Genomic DNA, 18,811 nt, shown 5'->3' with positions numbered 1-18,811 from the left:
AATTAAGTATCTTGTAATACTTCTTTGACTTCAATTTGCGACAACCAGTCGCGAAGAGATCGAACGCATCCCCCGCGCCGAATGACTGAGGTGGACCTATCGGTGTCCGGCGCCGCATGGATCCAGACGAGCATGTCATCCTCTGTAACATCAATGGGCGAATCTATCAGAATGCCTGGCTCTAAACCAATCAACTCAGCCGCGTAAGCGCGTGCGTAAACGTAGGACTTGATCTCAGAGCTCCACCTTACCGGCTCGATCCTAGTGCCGTGCTCCCCCGGATAAAGTATCAAACTCTTTATGCGCTCGCGCTCTCTTTTGTCATCCATCACATCTGAGATGTCCAGCAACACTTGACGAGCTGGTCTGCGCCCTGGTAACGCCCACGCCAGTGCCCTTCCCAATGCTTGTTCGTCAGCAGGGTACTGTCCCCTTGCCACCAAACCGGCCAGGGCCGCCGTCAAGCCTTGAGTTTTGTAGCGCGAATCGGAATAGAATTCCTCAATCGCCTCGGCATACAAGTTCGCGCACCGACGTGGTGAATGAACCTCTTGAAGTCGTTTGCGGCCAGCGTCAGCGTAGCGCTTACGGACCTGCTCATCGGCCTGCAGAAGATTCAACGCACGAACGAGCTCGGCATCTTCAAACTCATCTGCGATCGCCAACACGACCGTTTGCGGTAGATCCGCCATGGAGCCATTGGAGTTAACAATAGTTGCTACGCCATGCTTAAGCGCATCCAGAACGGCTGCAGATGTCTCTCCTCTCGATGCAGTTCTGAGTTGCACCGCAATATCGGAACAAAGTAGATAGTTTTGATAAGTTTCCTGATCCGCGTATCCGGTAATGATTACGCGCTCGCCCGCAGGATGCGCGGCAATGGCAGCTTTCATGCTCTCGCCGTATTCACCGCCATAAGCCTGGCCAACAAAGACAAGAAAGCTGTTCGGATGAGACGAAAGCTCGCTTTCAAACCAGCACCTGAGCAGCTCATGATTGCACTTGGAGGGCGCGAGAAACCCGAAGCTGCTTGTAATGAACGCATCTGCCGGTAGCTTGAGTTTCGATAAAGCTCTATACCGCGCATCATCACCAGCAAAAGAAGGCGACCTCAGCAACGGTATCGTCACCCAGTCATCAGCGAAGCCAGGACCATACCATTCGTCCCCCAACCGCTTGGAATAGTCCGAGTGGACAATCACTCCAAGAGCACTATCGACGACTTCAAAATTACATGGATAGTCGACGATCAACTTCTCATGAGCAGTTGCAACTTTCAGGGGTAGAACAGAATATCCATGTGATGCATAGAGCGCCTTTGCCCATGCCGCTTCCATCTGTAGCGCGAACTCCATGTGTGCGTACATTCCGCTCAGGAAGAAGTCATGCAGCACAAGAACTCCCGGTATTCGCTTTATCAGGTCCACCATGTGAACATGAAACTGCGAATTTCCCATGTGATAAACGATGCGGTCATAGGAACTCCAGTTCTCTCTGAACCAATCAACTTTACGTACTTGGGTAGTACCTACCACCTGCATGTCGGTAATCAGGTCCTGCGCCACCACCACATCAATGTCATAATGTCTCGACAGCTCGGACACCAGTTCGGCACTGTAGTCAGCTATTCCACTTTTCTCTGGCGGGAAAGGTGAGACATATGCAAGGCGGGGTCTATCATGGGGCAACTCACATGCTTTTACTCGACCTTTCCTTTGCTCAACTAGGCCTTCAAGCGCGCCGATCGCCTTCCGTGCGGAATTGTCCCAGGAAAACTTTTTCGCCTGAACAGCCGAATTGGCTAATAGCCTCTCGCGAAAATTCTTGTCGGTTAGCCCAGCTAGAATCTTCCCCGACATTTCCATATCCGACATGGGATCAAATAGCGCCTCTTTCAGCCCAACCACCTCAGGCAAGCTGGAACAGTTGGAAGCGATCACTGGTGCGCCACATGCCATCGCTTCCAGAGCAGGCAAACCGAACCCCTCATGCCATGATGGGAAGACGAACAGACTACATAGATTGTAGAGTTTCACCAGCTCTTCTTCTGACACGTAACCAGTCAGCACCAGGTCGTCTTCATCCAAGCCGTTGTCTCTGGCGACCGTCATCATCTCTTCGCGCGGCTGATCCCAAACCTTGCAAACAATAGCTAACTGGTAGTTCGAACGAACTTCGACCGGAAGAGCTGCAAATGACCTGATCAATCCACTCATGTTCTTGCGGTGGTCTATACCGCCAGTGTAGAGCACAAACGGTTTGTTCAGGCCAAACTTGCTGCGAAGGGCCAGTTCGTCACTCTCATGGATCGTGGTCATCTGAAAAACATCGTCAATGGCGGACGATATGTTCACAGCTTGTTCTTCTGGACAGCCCAGGTACTGCCTAGCTTCGTTCGTCGCAGACGAAGAAATACCCAGTATCAAATCTGCTCGCCGCAGGTGATCCAGTTTTCCAAAGTACCAACGTGCAATGTACGGGTTTGAGAGATAGGGTTGAGGATATATCAACGGGATCAAGTCAAACAGCGTAACCGCAGTCGGTATGGTTGGATTAAACACGCCGATACTGGTTATAGCCGGCGTATTCATTCCTTCGAATAAGCTGGATACATGCAGCACGTCAGGACGCAGGGATGTTATGTATGCTTCTCTGATCCTTTCATCGGCTGAATCACCGTCTTCGGAATACTGTTCCGTCCGCACTGGCTTCCAAAAGTGGAACCGGTTTTCCGGTAGCGTGTCGCCAAATTTCTCTTTTATGGGATCAATGCTGTCTTCCATATTCCCATTCAGGAGCACGTGCAACTCATGGTCACCAGCGTTCCTGGCCATGGCGGTCGCCAGTGCCAGCGAGTAACGCCCTATGCCACGATTCCTGCTATCGGATTGAGCGCCTTGCAGATCAATCAGAATTTTCATTTCTGCTCCATACCTGAAGCCAATGCCCTTATGCGCTCCAGCGTTCTACGGCCAGACTCAGATATATGTTCGGGCAACGCTCCCATCGTGGAGATAGGCCCACTGTAGTTCTCGACCAGAAAGTTCCGATTAACACGTAAATCCGGGTTCTTTCCCATCGCTACCGCGTGCCATCGAGCGACCCTCGTCTCCAATGTCGGATACCTTCGTATCAGACCAATACCACCTGCTTTCAAGCTTGGTGACTTATCAATGCAGCGGAGAAGAATCGTGATCCCTCCCATTACCAGCCTCTTTGCAAGGCGTACAAGTAGTCTAAATAGACGCCCCGGCATCCTGAACGCTGCCCGTGCTCCACGCATGAGGAATCGCAATGGCGCAGTGACCTTCCAGGAAGTGCTCGCGGACATCCTGTTCAATTGGTCAGTAATCGTCTTGAGCTGTTCCAGCGCATCATCCCTTTGCATTGATACCCCGTGCACGGCCTCCCATACTCGATGCCTGACGGACTCGTGCAGTTCGGTCATTTGATGTTGTAGACGTGTAGCCTGCGCGAGCGCAACAGCACGTTCCGATACAATCACAATTTCCCGCTCCATGAACTCGCCTCGAATCGTTCTTGCCAAACCTTCGGCATCCGCGACCTTGCGCTCAAGCGTATCTATTTCTCCCCTCATCTCTTCGGTCGCGAGCCGCGCGGCGTGATTCGCTGCCCAAACTTCATCAGTTCGCCGCTTTTCGATCGTGGCCATCTCTTGGATGAGAGCTTCATTTCTTGCGTTCAAGCCATTGCAGAAGCTCGCGGTGCTTGTGCCAGAAAGTTCAAACTGATCATTCACATTAGGCGGGGACACTAAAGCCGGATGCAGCTCAATGTGTTCCTGATGAACATAGTATCCATTAACACCATCGAAGTAGCGTAGCTCATAGCCCCGCGCGAGCAGCATTGCTTCCCATTCCTGATCAACCCTTTCAGATCCACTCGGAACAACACTTTCTATGACAACAATCCATGGGCGGCACGGACCATTCCAACCTGAGATCACTTCGAACTCAGCCCTTTCGACATCAATTTTTAGCCAATGAATCTCGCCCTCGATTCTTTCAAATATCTGATCCAGCGTGACCCGGGGAACAGTAAGCTCGACAACTGTCAAACCACGGTTGGCATAATCGTCGGCAAGCTGCTTGATTCTTGTACTCAACCCAGTGCGCTGCACTTCGTAGAAAGTTTCGACGCCGGCCTCTGCTCCGACCGCAGCCTGTAGCACAATATCTTCTTGACGCTCCAATTCAAGTTGTCGCGCATAGGATGGAACAGGCTCCACATGGACGCCTCGCCACCCGCGCAGGTAGAAAGCCTTGCTTACAGAATCGACCGTAGGATCCTGCGCTCCGACGTCGACATACTGTCCATGCGCTATGTGGCCAAGAGCGCGCCAAAGCATGACATCTTCGAAATTTTGCGCATAAGAAGTTATTGGCGCAGGTAGATCTCTCTTATCCATCAACTTTGTTCCACACTACGGTTAAGATGCCGGATATCAAATTCTGCATCAAGCCAAGTCGCACCGATGAACACACTGTGTGATGTGTTGATGACATCGAACACGAACAAATTATCTATCCACTCGTAGTTATTCTCCACGTGTGTATCCGAGCTCACTAATGCAGGAGATACAGAATAAGAGCCGGGTCCCAGTGTGCAGGTAAAAGCCAAACTGTACTCAACCAAGTCATCCTGTTCGAGATGAGTGAGAAGTTGCTTGGTATGCCAGGTATTTGTACCCCAGATCACATGCCCCTGTTTGTCCCGCAGCATATACCCTAGAACCAAGCGAGGAATTGCGTCATTGACTTTCGCCCGCAGCTTCAGTTCAACACGCTGCCCAACCGACGCAACCCGGATCGGCTCTTGCGTCCCTGCGTCAAACAATCCCAGTGACTCTACCGTCACCTCCCTGGTACCACTCCTCGTCAGCAACCAACCGTCTTTGGCCCGCCTTTGCTCTATAGATAATGCCTGGTTTTCCTTCACGGCCACCATGGCGTTGTAATAATCTACAACCTCATCAGGTGCACCGTCTTTGAGAATAGTACCTTTATCCAATAGTATGACGCGGTCGCATAGTGTTTTGACATCAGACAAGCCATGCGATACGAATAGTATCGACGTCCCTTGCTCCCTGAAGGCCCTGATGCGATCAAAACTTTTATGCTGGAAGTATGAGTCCCCGACGGATAGCGCCTCGTCGATAATCAATAAATCCGGCTTGAATGCCGTAGCGACACTGAACGCCACTCGCATTTGCATGCCGCTTGAGTAAGTCCGGACCGGCTGATCAAAATAGTCTCCAATCTCGGCAAATGACTCTATACCGGGCATTGCCGCCATGATAGCCGAGTGTTCCATCCCCATGATTCCTGCAGCGTGTACAACGTTGGCGCGCCCGGTGAGGTCAGGGTTGAACCCCATGCCAAGCTCAAGAATCGCAGCAACTCTGCCATTTCGCACAATTTCACCGCGGTCGGGACGAACCGTGCCTGTTACGATCTTGAGCAAAGTACTTTTACCAGCACCATTCTGACCGATGATGCCAACCGTTTCGCCTTTACCAACATGGAAGTCTATGTTGGCCAGAACCCAGTTCTGCTCTTTTGGCTTTACCGGCAAGCCGAACCAAGAGGCCATTCGCAGCCACTCACTGCTCCAAGTACGATAGGACTTTCCGACGCCTTTTAGGCTAAGTTCGCCGCTCATAGCACATCCACCATTTCAGGGGATGCTCGCCGAAAAAGAGCGAGGCCGGCCAAGCCCATGGCAACAGCCCAAATCAAGAGGATACCAAGGTCTTCAAACAATGGAGGTTTATCAAAGACAAGGACGTTCTGGTAGCTTGTCACTAGCGGGTACATAGGATTCAGCCTGAAAATAGCTTGAACTTTCTCCGGCAGGATATTCAAGTTGTAAACGACGGGAGTTAACCAGAACAGGGCCTGCATGATGACCGGCACTACCTGTCCGATGTCCCGCATGAATACATTTAGGGTGCCTAGTAAAATTCCAACGGACATAGCCAGCAGCAATGTAATTAGCATCAGCAACGGAAGCCAAAGTGCTACGGCGCTTGGCGTATGTCCCAACACGGCAAAGACTCCAAGGATCGCAACGAGTAGTAGCACATTGTTCACTAGCATCTGCCCGCCCACAATCAGTGGCAGACATAGCCTAGGGAACGCCATTTTTTTAAGAAGATTCGCGTTATCTATGAATATATTTGTGAATCTGAAAATGGTTTCCGAGAACAATGTCCAGCCAAGAGTTCCTGCCATTAGATAGATGGCATATGCATACTTATTGTCGATTCCAGGAAGCTTCGCCGACAGCACCTCGGAAAGTACCAAGGCGAAAATAAGAACCTGTGCCAACGGATGAATGATCATCCACAAGGCCCCCAACTTGCTTGTGATGAATCTTGACCTCAGATCATTTTTTATGGATGAAAGTATGAAAAATCTATAGGTCCAAATTGCTTTTAGCATTTCTCTATATCCTGTCTATCTTCGAACCTAATGGCTTCCAGCATAATTTGCTCGCAGCGGGTCTTTATCTTGCCAGCAATCAATGCAGGATTCAGCTGCTCTCTGATATCCCGTGCGGCCTTCTCTCCAACTGTCCGGGCGAGTTCCGGATTCACGAATAGTTGTCGCATGAAATTCGCCGCCAGGCATATGTCTGGATCGGCCCATAGCTGCCCTTCGCTAGCTGGGTACTGCCCGCTTTTTATCTCCGAAAGTGCGTATCCCACGAGGAAGCTGTTTCGCGTAGTCATGTATTCCATGTTGCCAGACCATGCTGTCGCAATAACTGGCTTGCCAAGCGACATCGCTTCAGCAATCCCCAAACCAAAACCCTCGGAACGATGCAAGGAGACGTAGACGTTCGCGCACGCAAGCAATGAGACGAAATGTGCTGACTCTATAAGTTCATCCCGTATTGAAATACGTCTGTCCTGCGCCGCCAGTTTCCTTAGTTCCTGTAGCTCATCCAAGTAGGCAATCGCGTTGCTGGTTTTTATCAAAAGCTGTACTTTTTCAGTGCCTTCTGGGAATGCCTGTTGAAACGCTGAAATGGTTGCGTAGGGATTCTTCCGTGCGATGCGCGAATTAAAGTCAAAAGAATTCACGAAAAGAAACACATTTTCATCAATTCCAAAATCTCGCCGCCCCAGACCGCTGCTTTGCAACTGGCGAATGGGAGGGGCGGCCTTCAGTATCGGCTTGTCAGTTCTTAGTTTGAATGCTTGCTCGATGAACGATGAGGAGACGATGATTTCATCGACCTGATTGATAGCCGTTTGCCACTCATCAGGAATTTTCTCGAGCTCCCAAAACCAGCTGGCAAATATATAACCTCGCCGATCCTTGGTATCTATCTTTCTTAGTGCCAGTTCTAGGTGGTCCGGATTCACGCATATGATGGTTATCGCATAGGGAAGCGAGTCAACTATCAGCTGATCCAGTGAATCATCTCCGCTCGGGATCTCTAGCTCCTCCCCGATGTCATTAAGCGCGACAGGAATATCCATACTCAACAGTGCACGTGCGTAGTTTCGTGCACTTTCAGCGATACCAAATTGACCTCTGAAGAAGCCGATCATGTTGATACCGCAACCACCATGCGCGCTGCTCAGAGCTCTTAAGTGTGGTTTTATTGCTTCCGATTTGTCCCAGTTAGGCAGACTGGGAAAAACCAGTTGCTCGCTTGCAGCGCTCCGCGACCAGCGCGACAGCGCTCGCCTGAACGATAGGGGCAAGAGAGAGTAGGCAGCGCGCAACCAGACCCGCTCTCTCAGCCACAGCAGCATGCTGCTGCACTTTTTTAGGACTGCTTTGTTCACAGGGCTACGGTTCCTCGACCCGTGCTCAAATGCTAATTCCTTGCCGGAGGTCATCCTGCAAATCACCCAACGCCTCCACCCCCACGCTCAGCCGCACCAGGCCATCGCTGATGCCCAGTGCATTGCGGCGCTCGACGGGGATCGAGGCATGGGTCATCACTGCCGGGTGGTTGATCAGGCTTTCTACGCCACCGAGGGATTCGGCCAGGGTGAACAGGTGGGTGTTTTCGCACAGGCGCCTGGCGGCGTCGAAGCCTCCCTTCAGGACGACGGAGATGATCCCGCCGAAGCCGTCCATTTGGCGCTTGGCCAATGCGTGTTGCGGATGCGATGGCAGGCCCGGGTAGATGACGCTGGCCACCGCCGGGTGCTGCTGCAGCCATTCGGCCAGTGCCTGGGCGTTTTCGCAGTGGGCCTTCATCCGCAGCGGCAGGGTTTTCAGGCCGCGCAGGGCGAGGAAGCTGTCGAACGGGCCCTGCACGGCACCAACCGAGTTCTGCAGGAACGCCATCTGTTCGGCCAGTTCGGTGTCATCGCCCACCACCACCATGCCGCCGACCATGTCCGAGTGGCCATTGAGGTACTTGGTGGCCGAATGCATGACCAGGTGCGCGCCGTGTTGCAGCGGCCGTTGCAGCATCGGCGAAGCGAACGTGTTGTCGACCAGCACAATCAACCCGCGCTTGCGGGCGATATCCGCCACCGCCTGGATATCGACGATTTTCAGCATCGGATTGGTCGGGGTTTCAATCCACACCATCCGGGTCTGCGGCTGGATCGCCGCTTCGAAGGCCGCCAGGTCGGTCAGGTCGACAAAGCTGAAATCCAGCCCGGCGCTGCGTTTGCGCACGCGCTCGAACAGCCGGTAGCTGCCGCCATAGATGTCGTCCATGGCAATGACGTGGCTGCCGCTGTCCAGCAGTTCCAGCACGGTCGAGCTGGCCGCCATGCCGGAGGCGAAGGCAAACCCGCGGCTGCCACCTTCCAAGCTGGCGACGCAGCGCTCGTAGGCGAAACGGGTCGGGTTATGGGTGCGCGAGTACTCGAAGCCCTGATGCACGCCGGGGCTGCTCTGCGCATACGTGGACGTGGCGTAGATGGGCGGCATCACCGCCCCGGTCGAGGGGTCCGGGGCCTGCCCGCCATGGATGGCCAGCGTGGCCAGCGCCAAGGGGCCCTTGTGGCCCGCGCCTAAGTCATTCTGCGACATGGTCTTTCCGTTTGTTGACCGCGTATTTTAGCAGCATTGCCTTAATACGCCTGCACAATCCCGACTGCCCTGGCGCCCGCCGACCGGCGCCTTTTACTGGCTGCGGCGGCGCAGGTAGTTGAGCAGGTCGATACGGGTAATGAGACCCAGGAAACTGTCGCCATCGGTGATGATCGCGACCTGGCCACGGTCGAATACCGGCAGCAGCGCTTCAATCGGCGAACGCACGTCCAGCCGGTCCAGCTTGCTGACCATGGCCGTGGACACCGGGTCGCGGAAGCGCGCTTCATCGCCGTAGACGTGCAGCAGGACGTCGCTTTCGTCGACGATGCCGACCAGTTTCTCGCCGTCCATCACCGGCAGCTGTGACACGTCGTACAGCTTCATCCGCTGGTAGGCCGTGGTCAGCAGGTCGCCAGGACTCACCACCACGGTGTCACGCTGGCTGTAGGGGCGCAGGATCAAATCGCGCAGGTCACCATACTGCTCGCGTTCGATGAAGCCGTTATCGAGCATCCAGTAGTCGTTGTACATCTTCGACAGGTACTTGTTGCCGGTGTCGCAGACAAACACCAGCACCCGCTTGGGCGTGGTCTGTGCCTGGCAGTACTTGAGTGCCGCCGCCAGCAGGGTACCGGTCGACGAGCCGCCGAGGATGCCCTCTTTTTCCAGCAGCGCGCGCGCGGTCAGGAAGCTCTCCTTGTCGCTGATGGCGTAGGCGCGCTTGACCCGGCTGAAGTCGGAAATCTGCGGCAGGAAATCCTCGCCGATGCCTTCCACCAGCCAGCTGCCGGACTTCTCGCTGAGGGTGCCGTCGTTGATGTACTCGGTCAGGATCGAGCCGACCGGGTCGGCCAGCACCAGTTCCACGTCCGGGGCGTGTTCGGCGAAGGCGCGCGACAGGCCGGTCATGGTCCCCGAGCTGCCGCAGCCGAAGACGATGGCGTCCAGCCTGCCATCCATCTGCTGCAGGATTTCCGGGCCGGTGCCGAACTGATGGGCGGCCGGATTGTCGGCATTGCCGAACTGGTTGATGAAGTACGCGCCGGGAGTTTCACTGGCGATGCGGGCAGCCAGGTCCTGGTAGTACTCAGGATGGCCCTTGGCCACGTCCGAGCGGGTCAGCACTACCTCGGCACCCATTGCCTTGAGGTTGAAGATCTTTTCACGGCTCATCTTGTCCGGGACCACCAGCAGCAGCTTGTAGCCTTTCTGCTGGGCCACCAGCGCCAGGCCAATGCCGGTGTTGCCGGCGGTGCCTTCGACCAGGGTGTCGCCGGGTTTGATGTCGCCGCGCTTTTCAGCGGCTTCGATCATCGACAGACCGATGCGGTCCTTGATCGAGCCACCCGGATTGGCGCTTTCCAGTTTCAGGAACAGCTCGCAGACGCCGGTGTCCAGATGCTGCGCGCGGACGATCGGGGTGTTGCCGATGAGCTCTAGTACCGAGGAGTGTATCGCCATGCTGCGTGCTGCCCGCGTCGTCCTGAAGTGGGCCGGGATTATCGCACGGGTGGCGCGATGGGGTGACGCGGGCGGCGGCGACCGACGAGGTGGCCGCCACCGCCCGCGACGATGAACTTGTCAGTGGCGGGGGGAAGGATCGTAAATCTTCAGCAGGCGCTCTTTGGCGGCAAGCTTCTCGCGTTTCATCTGCGCCAGCCGGTTGTCATCAATCGGCAGCACGCCCAACTCGGCATCGGTGACTTTCTTGTTGAGTTCGCGGTGTCGCTGGTACAGCTGCTTGAACTCCGGATTGGTTTTCATCAGCGCATCAATGTCGGACTGGGCTTGACCTTCGAACATGGGTAAGTACCTCCTTCAGCTGCAAAAACAAACGCCCCGGCGGTCAGGCACGGGGCGTTGGTCTGGAAGCGGAAAACCGGGCACATGCATGGGCGGAACCCGTCACCGGACCGCGCCCCACCCGGTTGTGGTGGTTGGCGCCGTCATCGCTGTTGCAGGGTATTGCCATGGCTCGGTTCTCCGGTCGACCAGGCGGCAAAAAAGCCGTCTGGGTTTATGACCCTACTCTTGCTTTTCGAAGCCGGCAAGCCTTATGCCAACGCATTGATTTTAAAAGAAAATTATCGGTTTTACGAATGATTTACAAGCTTCAGGAAAGACGTGTCCCCTGTCCTGCAAGGCTTACAGCGCGACCCGCAGCACCAGCGCCCGCGATTTGCTGGCATTGCCCTTGGCCACCGCGCTCAGGCGCGATTTAGGAATGCCGGCCGCCACCAACGCATCGCGTACCGCATCGGCGCGTTTCTGCGCGGGTACATTGGCTTCGCCATAGCCCTCGATGCGGGCCTTGGCCTTGGGCGTGGCCTGCAGATAGGCGGTCAGTGCGCTGAGACTGGTCTTGCCGCTGGCCGACAGTTTGGCTGTGCCGGACTGGAATGCCGACGCGCCCAGGGTGAAGACCTCGCTGTCGCCGTCGAACTTCGACGGCGGCAGTTTGGCGCCGGACATCAGTTCGGCTTCCTCGCGAGCCAGCTTGGCATCCTTCTGCTTGGCCGCGCTCAGCTTGGCGGTCTGCTGGCCGGTCACCGTGGTCAAGGTGGCTTCGACGTCCTGGCGGGCCAGCGATTCGGCCTCCGCGGACTGGCGCAGGCGTTCGGCCTCCTCGGCCTGGATCTGGGCCTGGATGCGCATGCGTTCGGCTTCCTGGCGCGCCCGTGCGGCATCGCGCTGGCTGGCCTCGACCAGCAGATCGCCACGCAGGCGGTCCAGTTGATGCAGTTGCTGCTGCGCGTACGCGGTGCGCGCGGCAACCTCGGCAATCTCGACCCGGCGCTGGGCGATGAACAGGGCTCGCTCGCGATCACGGCGGCGGGCATCGTCCAGCGCGACGATTGCCTGCTGGGCCTGGACCCGCTCGTACGGGGCCATTTCGCGCAGATCCGGGTTGGCCTGCAGGGCCGCCAGTTGCTGGTTCAGCTGCGTGGCCTCGGGGCTTTCGCGGGCCGCAAGTGGCACCGCGGCCACACCTGCGAGGGCCAGCAGCAAGGCCAGATGACGGTGGCGGCGGTTCAGTGCGCTCATGGCGTCTGCTCCAGGCCCAGCTTCTGCTTGAGCGCGGCGACTTCCTGCTGGCGATGGGCCAGTTCGGCATTGGCGGTGGCTTCCTCGCTGCGGGCCCTGGCCAGATCGGCCTCGGCAGCGGCGCGCAGGGCGAAGTCCTCGGCCTCGCGCTTGTCACGATTGGCCTGGGCCGCCTGCGCCTGGCGCAGCAGCTGGCGCGCGCTTTCGATGCTGTCCTGCGCGTACTGATCGGCATCGGCGTCGGTCGCACGGGCCACCGCATCAATGGCGGCCTGCAGCTCCGGGGTGGTGGCGGTCTGCGCGCCACTGGTCGAAATTGTCGCCAGTGATAGTGCTAGTGCGGCGGCCATCACATACAGTGTGCCGCGTAATTGTGCGAAGCTAATCATTGGAAGCCGTGTCGTCTTGGGGATCTCACGGCCATTGTCGGAAGCCTGCGCCGCACTTGCAATGTGCGCCGCTCATTTTGGGGAGCAATACCTATGGACATCGGCTATTTCCTGAAGCTGATGACCGAGAAGAACGCCTCGGACATGTTCCTGACCACCGGGGCGCCGGTCTACATCAAGATTGAAGGAAAGCTCTATCCGCTGGGCAATACCGGCCTGCCACCGGGCATGGTCAAGAAGATTGCCTATTCGCTGATGGACGAAGGCCAGGTGCCGGTGTTCGAGCGCGAGCTGGAGCTGAACATGGCCATCGCCCTGCAGGACGCCGGTCGCTTCCGGGTCAATGTGTTCAAGCAGCGGGGCGAGGTAGGCATGGTCATCCGCGCCATCCGCAGCGTGATCCCGAGCATCGAGGAATTGAACCTGCCGGACGTGCTGAAGGACATCATCATGACCCCGCGCGGTCTGGTGCTGCTGGTCGGTTCCACCGGCTCCGGCAAATCGACCTCGCTGGCATCGATGATCGATTACCGCAATGCCAACACCAGCGGTCACATCCTGACCATCGAAGACCCGATTGAATACCTGCACAAGCACAAGCAGTCGATCGTCAACCAGCGCGAGGTCGGGCTGGACACGCATGCGTTCCACAATGCGCTGAAGAACGCGATGCGCGAAGCGCCGGACGTCATCCTGATTGGCGAGATCCTCGATGCCACGACGATGGAGGCGGCCATTGCCTTCGCCGAAACCGGCCATCTGTGCCTGGCCACGCTGCATTCGAACAATGCCGACCAGACCATCGAGCGCATCCTCAACTTCTTCCCGGAATCGGCGCACAAGAACGTGCTGATGAACCTGGCGTTGAACCTGCGCGCGGTGGTATCGCAACGCCTGGTCAAGGGCGTCGACGGGCGCCGGTTGCCGGCCGCCGAAGTGCTGATCAACACGCCGATGATCCGCGACCTGCTGCGGCGCGGGCAGGTGCACGAAATCAAGCAGGCGATGGAAGAGTCGCTGGAAGAAGGCATGGAGTCATTCGACCAGTGCCTGTTCCGGATGACCAAGCAGGGCAGGATCGAGCAGGAAGAAGCGCTGCGTGCCGCCGACTCACGCGATGGCCTGGCCTTGAAGTTCCGCTTGTCCGAAGGCAGCACCAGCAGCGAGGAGCTGGACCCTTACGCCGACTTCGGCGCCACCGCATCCGGCGCCCCGAAGATCACCCAGGGCTTTGGCTGAGCCGGGCGTCGGCCCGCTAGTGCCGGTTCAGATCTGCGCGTCCGGTTGGTTTTCCGGCCGCGCCCGGTCGAACGCCGGCAACGCCAGGCAGGCTGCTTCAATCCGGCGGATGCGCGGGAACGCGTCCAGCGACACGCCGAAGCGCCGCGCGTTGTAGACCTGCGGCAGCAGGCAGCAGTCAGCCAGGCCCGGCTGCTGGCCATGACAGAAGTCGTCGGCCGGGCCCTGCGCTGCCAGCATCGACTCGAATGCGCCAAAGCCGGCTTCGATCCAATGCCGGCTCCAGCCCAGGCGCTCATCGCCGGCCACCTGCAGGCGTGATTCCAGATATTGCAGCACCCGCAGATTGCCCAGCGGATGGATGTCGCACGCCACCAGCTGCGCCAGCGCCCGCACCCGTGCGCGTGCGTGCGGCTCGGCCGGCAGCAGCGGCGGCGTTGACCAGGTTTCGTCGATGTACTCGAGGATCGCCAGCGACTGGGTCAGCGCCTGGCCATCATGCAGCAGCGTCGGCAGCAGTTGCTGCGGATTGAGTTGCCGGTAAGCGTCGGCATGCTGCTGGCCACCGTCCTTGACCAGGTGCACTGGCTGCAGCTGATAGTCCAGGCCCTTGAGGTTGAGCCCGATCCGGACCCGGTAGGCAGCGCTGGAGCGCCAGTACGAATACAGCGTCAGCGACGCGTGGGCGGCGGCGCTGGAGCGCTCATCGTGCATGCCGATCTCCTGTCCGGTGCTGTGACATGCGCTGGTTTACGGCAGCGGCTGCTGTTCGATGCGCTGTTCGATCACGCCGAAGATGGAATGGCCATCGGCATCCTTCATCTCGATCCGGACCACGTCGCCGAACTTCATGAACGGGGTCGACGGCTTGCCGTCACGCAGGGTTTCGACGGTGCGTTTCTCGGCAAAGCAGGAGGCGCCGCGCGAGGTGTCCTCATTGGCGATGGTGCCGGAGCCGACAATGGTGCCGGCCGACAGCGGACGCGTCTTGGCCGCGTGCGCGACCAGCTGCGAGAAATCGAACTGCATGTCCTCGCCGGCTTCCGGTGCGCCGAACCATTCGCCGTTGATATGGGTCAGCAGCGGCAGGTGGACCTTGTTGCCCTTCCAGGCCGGGCCCAGCTCGTCCGGGGTCACGAACACCGGCGACAGCGCCGAACGCGGCTTGGACTGCAGGAAGCCGAAACCCTTGGCCAGCTCAGCCGGGATCAGGTTGCGCAACGAGACATCGTTGACCAGTCCGATCAACTGGATATGGCCCGCGGCCTGTTCCGGCGTGACCGCCATCGGCACGTCGTCGGTGATCACCACCAGTTCGGCTTCCAGATCGATGCCGTACTCCTCGCTGACCACCTTGACCGCGTCGCGCGGGCCATAAAAGCTGGCGCTGGTGGCCTGGTACATCAGCGGATCGGTGTAGAAGCTGGCCGGCACCTCGGCATTGCGGGCGCGTCGCACCCGCTCGACGTGCGGCAGATAGGCGCTGCCATCGACAAACTCGTAGGCACGCGGCAGCGGTGCCGCCAGTGCCTGCGGGTCGAGGTCGAACACGCCATCGGCGTCGCCGGCATTCAGCGACTGGTACAGGGCGTTCAGGCGCGGCGCGATGTTGGACCAGTCTTCCAGCGCCATCTGCAGGGTCGCGGCGATCCCGGTCGCGCGGACCGCACGGGTCAAGTCGCGTGAGACCACGATCAAGCTGCCGTCACGACCACCTTCTTTCAGCGAACCCAGTTTCATCAGTGCACCAACATGTTCGGAATGGAATTTGTTTCAATGGTAACTATCTGCCGGCCGCAGCGAAAGTCACTTATCACCGGGGCCAGGGTCGGCGCCCTCGCCCTGGAAGCCGGCCGCACGGAAAGTCAGTACCAGCGTATCGCGGTGGCCGACCTCCTCCAATGGCTGGATCGGGGTCGATTCGTGGATCACCCGTTCATCGTCGAGGAACATCAGCGACCACGGCTGCGCCAGAGTGAACCTTTGCCCGTCCGGGCCGGCGGCGGCAAACACCCGGGTTTCGCCGCCCTTGATACCCAACCGGTTGACCAGGGCCACCGCGACGAAATCCACGCCGTCGCGGTGCGCACCCTCCGGCGTCGGCCGGCCGATGCCATCGGCGGTATCGATGCGGAACTGGTGTGCCTCCACGTACCAGCGCGGTGACGGACGCAGGCGGCTGCACAGGTCGGCAAGGCCGGCCACCAGCCGGGTCCACACCGGCTGTTCCAGCAAAACCGCTGGCAGCGGTTCGAACCAACGCTGCATGCCACCGTGCAGCGCGTTGTAGTCAAGCGACTGCCAATGCGCGCGATGCGGCGCCAGCAGCACCTGCCCGGCCTCGACCACGAAGCAGGAATGGCGGCGCTGGCGGTAACGGCCACCGTCCTTCAGGTACTGATCCGGGGGCAGGTTTTCCCACTGCGGTGCCAGTGCGTGCAAATCCAGCAGTTCGAGCTGGCACACCCCGGCCAGCGTTTCCGGTGCCAGCGCCGCGAAACCGCGCTCGCGCACCTGCGGCACGACCTGCTCCGCACTGCAGAATGGAGGAAGAAAAGTCGCGACCATGCCTCTGTCCCGGACCGATGGTGGATGGTGTGGCCACGTGGCGCCTGCCAGCGCCGGCGCTGCCGTGGTCAATTCAATACGCCCAACAACACAAAAGCCCGCACGGGGCGGGCTTGTGTGGCTGCCCGATACGCGGCGCGATGGCCAGTGTATCGGACTTCAAGTTGGCAGCCCCGGAAGGATTCGAACCTCCGAATGCCTGAGTCAGAGTCAGGTGCCTTACCGCTTGGCGACGGGGCTGTAGTGCAAACCTCGGTGAAACGATTAGCGCTTCGAGAACTGGGTCGCGCGACGTGCCTTGTGCAGACCGACCTTCTTGCGCTCGACTTCGCGGGCGTCACGGGTCATGAAGCCTGCCTGGCGCAGTTCGGACTTCAGGGTTTCATCATACTCCACCAGCGCGCGGGCGATGCCCAGGCGGATGGCGCCGGCCTGGCCGGTGGTGCCGCCGCCAGAGGTGGTGACGTAGATGTCGAAGCTTTCGGTGTTCTTGGTCAGCTCCAGCGGCTGGCGCACGATCATGCGCGCGGTTTCACGGCCGAAGAACTCGTCCAGCGGACGGTCGTTGACGGTGATGGTGCCGCTGCCCTTGCGCAGGAACACGCGGGCGGTGGAGGACTTGCGACGGCCGGTGCCGTAGTTTTGCGTGATAGCCATGATTAGATATCCAGAACTTGCGGCTGTTGAGCGGCGTGCGGGTGGTTGGGGCCTGCATAGACCTTCAACTTGCGGTACATCTCACGGCCAAGGGTGTTCTTCGGCAGCATGCCCTTCACGGCGATCTCGATCACGCGCTCCGGATGACGTTCCAGTGCCTGCGACAGGGTTTCGGTCTTCAGGTTGCCGATGTACCCGGTGAAGCGGTGGTACTTCTTGTCGGCCAGCTTGTTGCCGGTGACGACAATCTTTTCGGCGTTGATCACCACCAGGTAATCACCGGTGTCGACGTGGGGGGTGTAAACCGGCTTGTGCTTGCCGCGCAGGCGGCGGGCCAGTTCGGTCGACAGGCGGCCGAGCGTCTTGCCGGCGGCGTCGACGACGTACCAGTCGCGCTGGACGGTCTCATTTTTGGCGGTGAAGGTAGTCATTGGAAACTCTTATATTTGGTCGGGCGGATTCCTGCAGGACGACCCTGACGGAACTTTGCCACGCGTTGTGTATTGCGGAGAGCCGCCTATGATAGCGGGCTGATCTGGCTGCCGCAAGTCCATCGCTGCGAAATCGGCCGCAGGCCGGCGTGGCCCCGCGGCCGCCGTGGCGTTTGCGGGCCCGGCAAGGGAAAATAGCCGTCGCGGGACGCGCATTGTGCTGGAATTGCAGCGCTTCCGCCGCTTTTTTCCCGTTCCAAGGCCCTGCCATGTCGCGTGTCCGCCAGTACTCCCCGCTCGATCATTTGCTGAACGAAAGCCAGCGTGCGCTGGAAACCGTGTTCGGCCGCCCGCCTGCGCTGCGCGCCAACCCGGCCGGCGATACCCCGGAGGTCGAGCTGACGCCGGGCGAGCGCCGCCATGCCGCCGGGCTGATGCGGATCAACCACGTCGGCGAGATCTGCGCGCAGGGCCTGTACTTCGGACAGGCCGCGGTGGCCCGTGACGAACAGACCCGCGCCCACCTGCTGGCGGCGGCGCAGGAGGAAACCGACCATCTGGCCTGGTGCGCTGACCGCCTGGATGAACTGGACAGCCGCCCCAGCCTGTTCAACCCGCTCTGGTATGCCAGCAGCTACGCGCTGGGTGCCGTGGCGGCGCTGCGCGGCGACGACTGGAGCCTGGGCTTCGTGGTCGAGACCGAACACCAGGTCGAGGCGCACCTGGACGAACACCTGGAAACGCTACCGCCCGCCGATCTGCGCAGCCGTGAAATCATCAGCGTGATGAAAGCCGATGAAGCCCGCCATGCCGAGCACGCCGAACAGGCCGGCGCGCGGGTGCTGCCGGCGCCGATTCCCGGGCTGATGACGCTGGCCTCCAAGCTCATGAAGGGCATCGCTTACCGGCTGTAGCCACGCCTCCCCGGCCTTTGTTGCCTTGTTGGTGATGCCGTCTCCACGGCAGGCGATAGCGCGGTCCCGACGCATCTGGCTCCACGATGCTCGGGGCGGGTCATTACCCGCCCGGGGTCGCCAGCTTGAGCCCGATCACCCCGGCCACGATCAAGGCAATGCAGGCCAGCCGCAGCGGCGAGGCGCTTTCGGCAAACAGCACGATGCCCAGGGTCGCCACGCCGACCGCGCCAATCCCGGTCCAGATCGCGTAGGCGGTACCGACCGGTATCACCCTCAGCGCCTGGGTCAGCAGCCACAGGCTGATGGCCGCGGCCAGCGCGGTCAGCACGCTGGGCCACAGACGGGTGAATCCTTCGGTGTATTTGAGGCCGATGGCGAAGCAGATTTCGAACGCACCGGCCAGCAGCAGGTAGATCCAGGCCATGATGATTTCCTCGGATGAACAAAAAAAGCGGCCCGGAATCTGCATTCCGGACCGCCGTCGGTGGTGTTGGCAGCGGCTGCTGCCGGTGGGCCGTCCCACCTGGATG

The 18,811-nt window shown here is 58.9% G+C and carries 18 protein-coding genes and 1 tRNA gene; 2 read left to right on the top strand and 17 right to left on the bottom strand.

The window, feature by feature from the left end; genetic code table 11:
• Positions 1 to 2 precede the first annotated feature (2 nt).
• From ABB29_RS09090 to ABB29_RS09045, 10 genes are all read right to left on the bottom strand, one after another.
• Positions 3 to 2,921 carry a glycosyltransferase gene (locus ABB29_RS09090; RefSeq protein WP_057658313.1) on the bottom strand — a complete coding sequence of 973 codons (2,919 nt, stop codon included), beginning with the start codon at positions 2,919 to 2,921 and terminating at the stop codon, positions 3 to 5.
• Positions 2,918 to 4,429 (bottom strand): FkbM family methyltransferase, encoded by a 1,512-nt coding sequence (locus ABB29_RS09085; protein WP_083487715.1) that lies wholly within the window; start codon positions 4,427 to 4,429, stop codon positions 2,918 to 2,920. Before ABB29_RS09085 ends, ABB29_RS09090 begins: the two co-directional genes overlap by 4 nt.
• Entirely contained in the window at positions 4,429 to 5,682 is a 1,254-nt protein-coding gene (locus ABB29_RS09080; RefSeq protein ID WP_057658311.1) for an ABC transporter ATP-binding protein, read from the bottom strand. The genes ABB29_RS09085 and ABB29_RS09080 overlap by 1 nt, the downstream gene beginning before the upstream one ends.
• Positions 5,679 to 6,464, bottom strand: coding sequence for an ABC transporter permease (locus ABB29_RS09075; RefSeq protein ID WP_057658310.1), 786 nt, complete (start codon positions 6,462 to 6,464; stop codon positions 5,679 to 5,681). Before ABB29_RS09075 ends, ABB29_RS09080 begins: the two co-directional genes overlap by 4 nt.
• Positions 6,458 to 7,789, bottom strand: a complete 1,332-nt coding sequence (locus tag ABB29_RS09070; protein ID WP_245622587.1) for a glycosyltransferase — start codon at positions 7,787 to 7,789, stop codon at positions 6,458 to 6,460. The genes ABB29_RS09075 and ABB29_RS09070 overlap by 7 nt, the downstream gene beginning before the upstream one ends.
• 58 nt (positions 7,790 to 7,847) lie before the next feature.
• Positions 7,848 to 9,032 (bottom strand): cystathionine gamma-synthase, encoded by a 1,185-nt coding sequence (locus tag ABB29_RS09065; RefSeq protein WP_057658309.1) that lies wholly within the window; start codon positions 9,030 to 9,032, stop codon positions 7,848 to 7,850.
• Positions 9,033 to 9,125: 93 nt separating this feature from the next.
• Positions 9,126 to 10,496 carry a pyridoxal-phosphate dependent enzyme gene (locus tag ABB29_RS09060; protein WP_057658308.1) on the bottom strand — a complete coding sequence of 457 codons (1,371 nt, stop codon included), beginning with the start codon at positions 10,494 to 10,496 and terminating at the stop codon, positions 9,126 to 9,128.
• A gap of 120 nt (positions 10,497 to 10,616) precedes the next feature.
• Positions 10,617 to 10,838, bottom strand: coding sequence for an HP1242/YdcH family protein (locus ABB29_RS09055; RefSeq protein ID WP_057658307.1), 222 nt, complete (start codon positions 10,836 to 10,838; stop codon positions 10,617 to 10,619).
• A gap of 342 nt (positions 10,839 to 11,180) precedes the next feature.
• Entirely contained in the window at positions 11,181 to 12,080 is a 900-nt protein-coding gene (locus ABB29_RS09050; protein ID WP_057658306.1) for an OmpA family protein, read from the bottom strand.
• Positions 12,077 to 12,430, bottom strand: a complete 354-nt coding sequence (locus tag ABB29_RS09045) for a DUF4398 domain-containing protein (protein WP_057658305.1) — start codon at positions 12,428 to 12,430, stop codon at positions 12,077 to 12,079. The genes ABB29_RS09050 and ABB29_RS09045 overlap by 4 nt, the downstream gene beginning before the upstream one ends.
• A 132-nt stretch (positions 12,431 to 12,562) precedes the next feature.
• Between ABB29_RS09045 and ABB29_RS09040 the strand changes: the two genes are divergently transcribed.
• Positions 12,563 to 13,708: a PilT/PilU family type 4a pilus ATPase gene (locus ABB29_RS09040; protein WP_057658304.1), complete on the top strand. Its 1,146-nt coding sequence runs from the start codon at positions 12,563 to 12,565 to the stop codon at positions 13,706 to 13,708.
• Between the two features lie 27 nt (positions 13,709 to 13,735).
• On the opposite strand, the gene maiA is transcribed toward ABB29_RS09040, so the two are convergent.
• The 6 genes from maiA to rplM all read right to left on the bottom strand — a co-directional run bounded on the left by maiA (position 13,736) and on the right by rplM (position 17,364).
• The gene (gene maiA / locus ABB29_RS09035; protein ID WP_057658303.1) at positions 13,736 to 14,422 is read right to left on the bottom strand and encodes a maleylacetoacetate isomerase; all 687 of its coding nucleotides are present in this window, start codon (positions 14,420 to 14,422) and stop codon (positions 13,736 to 13,738) included.
• Between the two features lie 36 nt (positions 14,423 to 14,458).
• A complete protein-coding gene (locus ABB29_RS09030) occupies positions 14,459 to 15,448 on the bottom strand; it encodes a fumarylacetoacetate hydrolase family protein (RefSeq protein WP_057658302.1) in 990 nt (329 codons plus the stop codon).
• Positions 15,449 to 15,514: 66 nt separating this feature from the next.
• Positions 15,515 to 16,276, bottom strand: a complete 762-nt coding sequence (locus tag ABB29_RS09025; protein WP_057658301.1) for a 2OG-Fe dioxygenase family protein — start codon at positions 16,274 to 16,276, stop codon at positions 15,515 to 15,517.
• 165 nt (positions 16,277 to 16,441) lie between these two features.
• Positions 16,442 to 16,516 (bottom strand) — tRNA-Gln (locus ABB29_RS09020).
• A 24-nt stretch (positions 16,517 to 16,540) separates the two neighbouring features.
• Entirely contained in the window at positions 16,541 to 16,933 is a 393-nt protein-coding gene (rpsI, locus tag ABB29_RS09015) for a 30S ribosomal protein S9 (protein ID WP_057658300.1), read from the bottom strand.
• Positions 16,934 to 16,935: 2 nt separating this feature from the next.
• Positions 16,936 to 17,364, bottom strand: coding sequence for a 50S ribosomal protein L13 (gene rplM, locus ABB29_RS09010; protein ID WP_057658299.1), 429 nt, complete (start codon positions 17,362 to 17,364; stop codon positions 16,936 to 16,938).
• A gap of 269 nt (positions 17,365 to 17,633) precedes the next feature.
• On the opposite strand from rplM, the gene coq7 reads away from it, so the two are divergent.
• Complete coding sequence (coq7, locus tag ABB29_RS09005) at positions 17,634 to 18,278, top strand: 2-polyprenyl-3-methyl-6-methoxy-1,4-benzoquinone monooxygenase (protein ID WP_057658298.1); 645 nt, start codon at positions 17,634 to 17,636, stop codon at positions 18,276 to 18,278.
• A gap of 103 nt (positions 18,279 to 18,381) precedes the next feature.
• On the opposite strand, the gene sugE is transcribed toward coq7, so the two are convergent.
• Positions 18,382 to 18,705 carry a quaternary ammonium compound efflux SMR transporter SugE gene (sugE, locus tag ABB29_RS09000; protein ID WP_057658462.1) on the bottom strand — a complete coding sequence of 108 codons (324 nt, stop codon included), beginning with the start codon at positions 18,703 to 18,705 and terminating at the stop codon, positions 18,382 to 18,384.
• Positions 18,706 to 18,811 lie beyond the last annotated feature (106 nt).

This window comes from Pseudoxanthomonas dokdonensis, assembly GCF_001431405.1.
Taxonomy (GTDB): Bacteria; Pseudomonadota; Gammaproteobacteria; order Xanthomonadales; family Xanthomonadaceae; genus Pseudoxanthomonas_A; species Pseudoxanthomonas_A dokdonensis.
This window is presented reverse-complemented; position numbering and strand designations above follow the sequence as displayed.

Excerpts from the sequence above, each read along its gene's own strand:
- ABB29_RS09075 (WP_057658310.1), bottom strand. The coding sequence starts at position 6,464 with ATGCTAAAAGCAATTTGGACCTATAGATTTTTCATACTTTCATCCATA.
- ABB29_RS09045 (WP_057658305.1), bottom strand. The coding sequence starts at position 12,430 with ATGGCCGCCGCACTAGCACTATCACTGGCGACAATTTCGACCAGTGGC.
- ABB29_RS09060 (WP_057658308.1), bottom strand. The coding sequence starts at position 10,496 with ATGGCGATACACTCCTCGGTACTAGAGCTCATCGGCAACACCCCGATC.
- ABB29_RS09055 (WP_057658307.1), bottom strand. The coding sequence starts at position 10,838 with ATGTTCGAAGGTCAAGCCCAGTCCGACATTGATGCGCTGATGAAAACC.
- ABB29_RS09025 (WP_057658301.1), bottom strand. The coding sequence starts at position 16,276 with ATGGTCGCGACTTTTCTTCCTCCATTCTGCAGTGCGGAGCAGGTCGTG.
- ABB29_RS09065 (WP_057658309.1), bottom strand. The coding sequence starts at position 9,032 with ATGTCGCAGAATGACTTAGGCGCGGGCCACAAGGGCCCCTTGGCGCTG.
- ABB29_RS09085 (WP_083487715.1), bottom strand. The coding sequence starts at position 4,429 with ATGGATAAGAGAGATCTACCTGCGCCAATAACTTCTTATGCGCAAAAT.
- rpsI (WP_057658300.1), bottom strand. The coding sequence starts at position 16,933 with ATGGCTATCACGCAAAACTACGGCACCGGCCGTCGCAAGTCCTCCACC.
- ABB29_RS09030 (WP_057658302.1), bottom strand. The coding sequence starts at position 15,448 with ATGAAACTGGGTTCGCTGAAAGAAGGTGGTCGTGACGGCAGCTTGATC.
- rplM (WP_057658299.1), bottom strand. The coding sequence starts at position 17,364 with ATGACTACCTTCACCGCCAAAAATGAGACCGTCCAGCGCGACTGGTAC.
- sugE (WP_057658462.1), bottom strand. The coding sequence starts at position 18,705 with ATGGCCTGGATCTACCTGCTGCTGGCCGGTGCGTTCGAAATCTGCTTC.
- ABB29_RS09080 (WP_057658311.1), bottom strand. The coding sequence starts at position 5,682 with ATGAGCGGCGAACTTAGCCTAAAAGGCGTCGGAAAGTCCTATCGTACT.
- coq7 (WP_057658298.1), top strand. The coding sequence starts at position 17,634 with ATGTCGCGTGTCCGCCAGTACTCCCCGCTCGATCATTTGCTGAACGAA.
- maiA (WP_057658303.1), bottom strand. The coding sequence starts at position 14,422 with ATGCACGATGAGCGCTCCAGCGCCGCCGCCCACGCGTCGCTGACGCTG.
- ABB29_RS09050 (WP_057658306.1), bottom strand. The coding sequence starts at position 12,080 with ATGAGCGCACTGAACCGCCGCCACCGTCATCTGGCCTTGCTGCTGGCC.
- ABB29_RS09090 (WP_057658313.1), bottom strand. The coding sequence starts at position 2,921 with ATGAAAATTCTGATTGATCTGCAAGGCGCTCAATCCGATAGCAGGAAT.
- ABB29_RS09070 (WP_245622587.1), bottom strand. The coding sequence starts at position 7,789 with ATGCTGCTGTGGCTGAGAGAGCGGGTCTGGTTGCGCGCTGCCTACTCT.
- ABB29_RS09040 (WP_057658304.1), top strand. The coding sequence starts at position 12,563 with ATGGACATCGGCTATTTCCTGAAGCTGATGACCGAGAAGAACGCCTCG.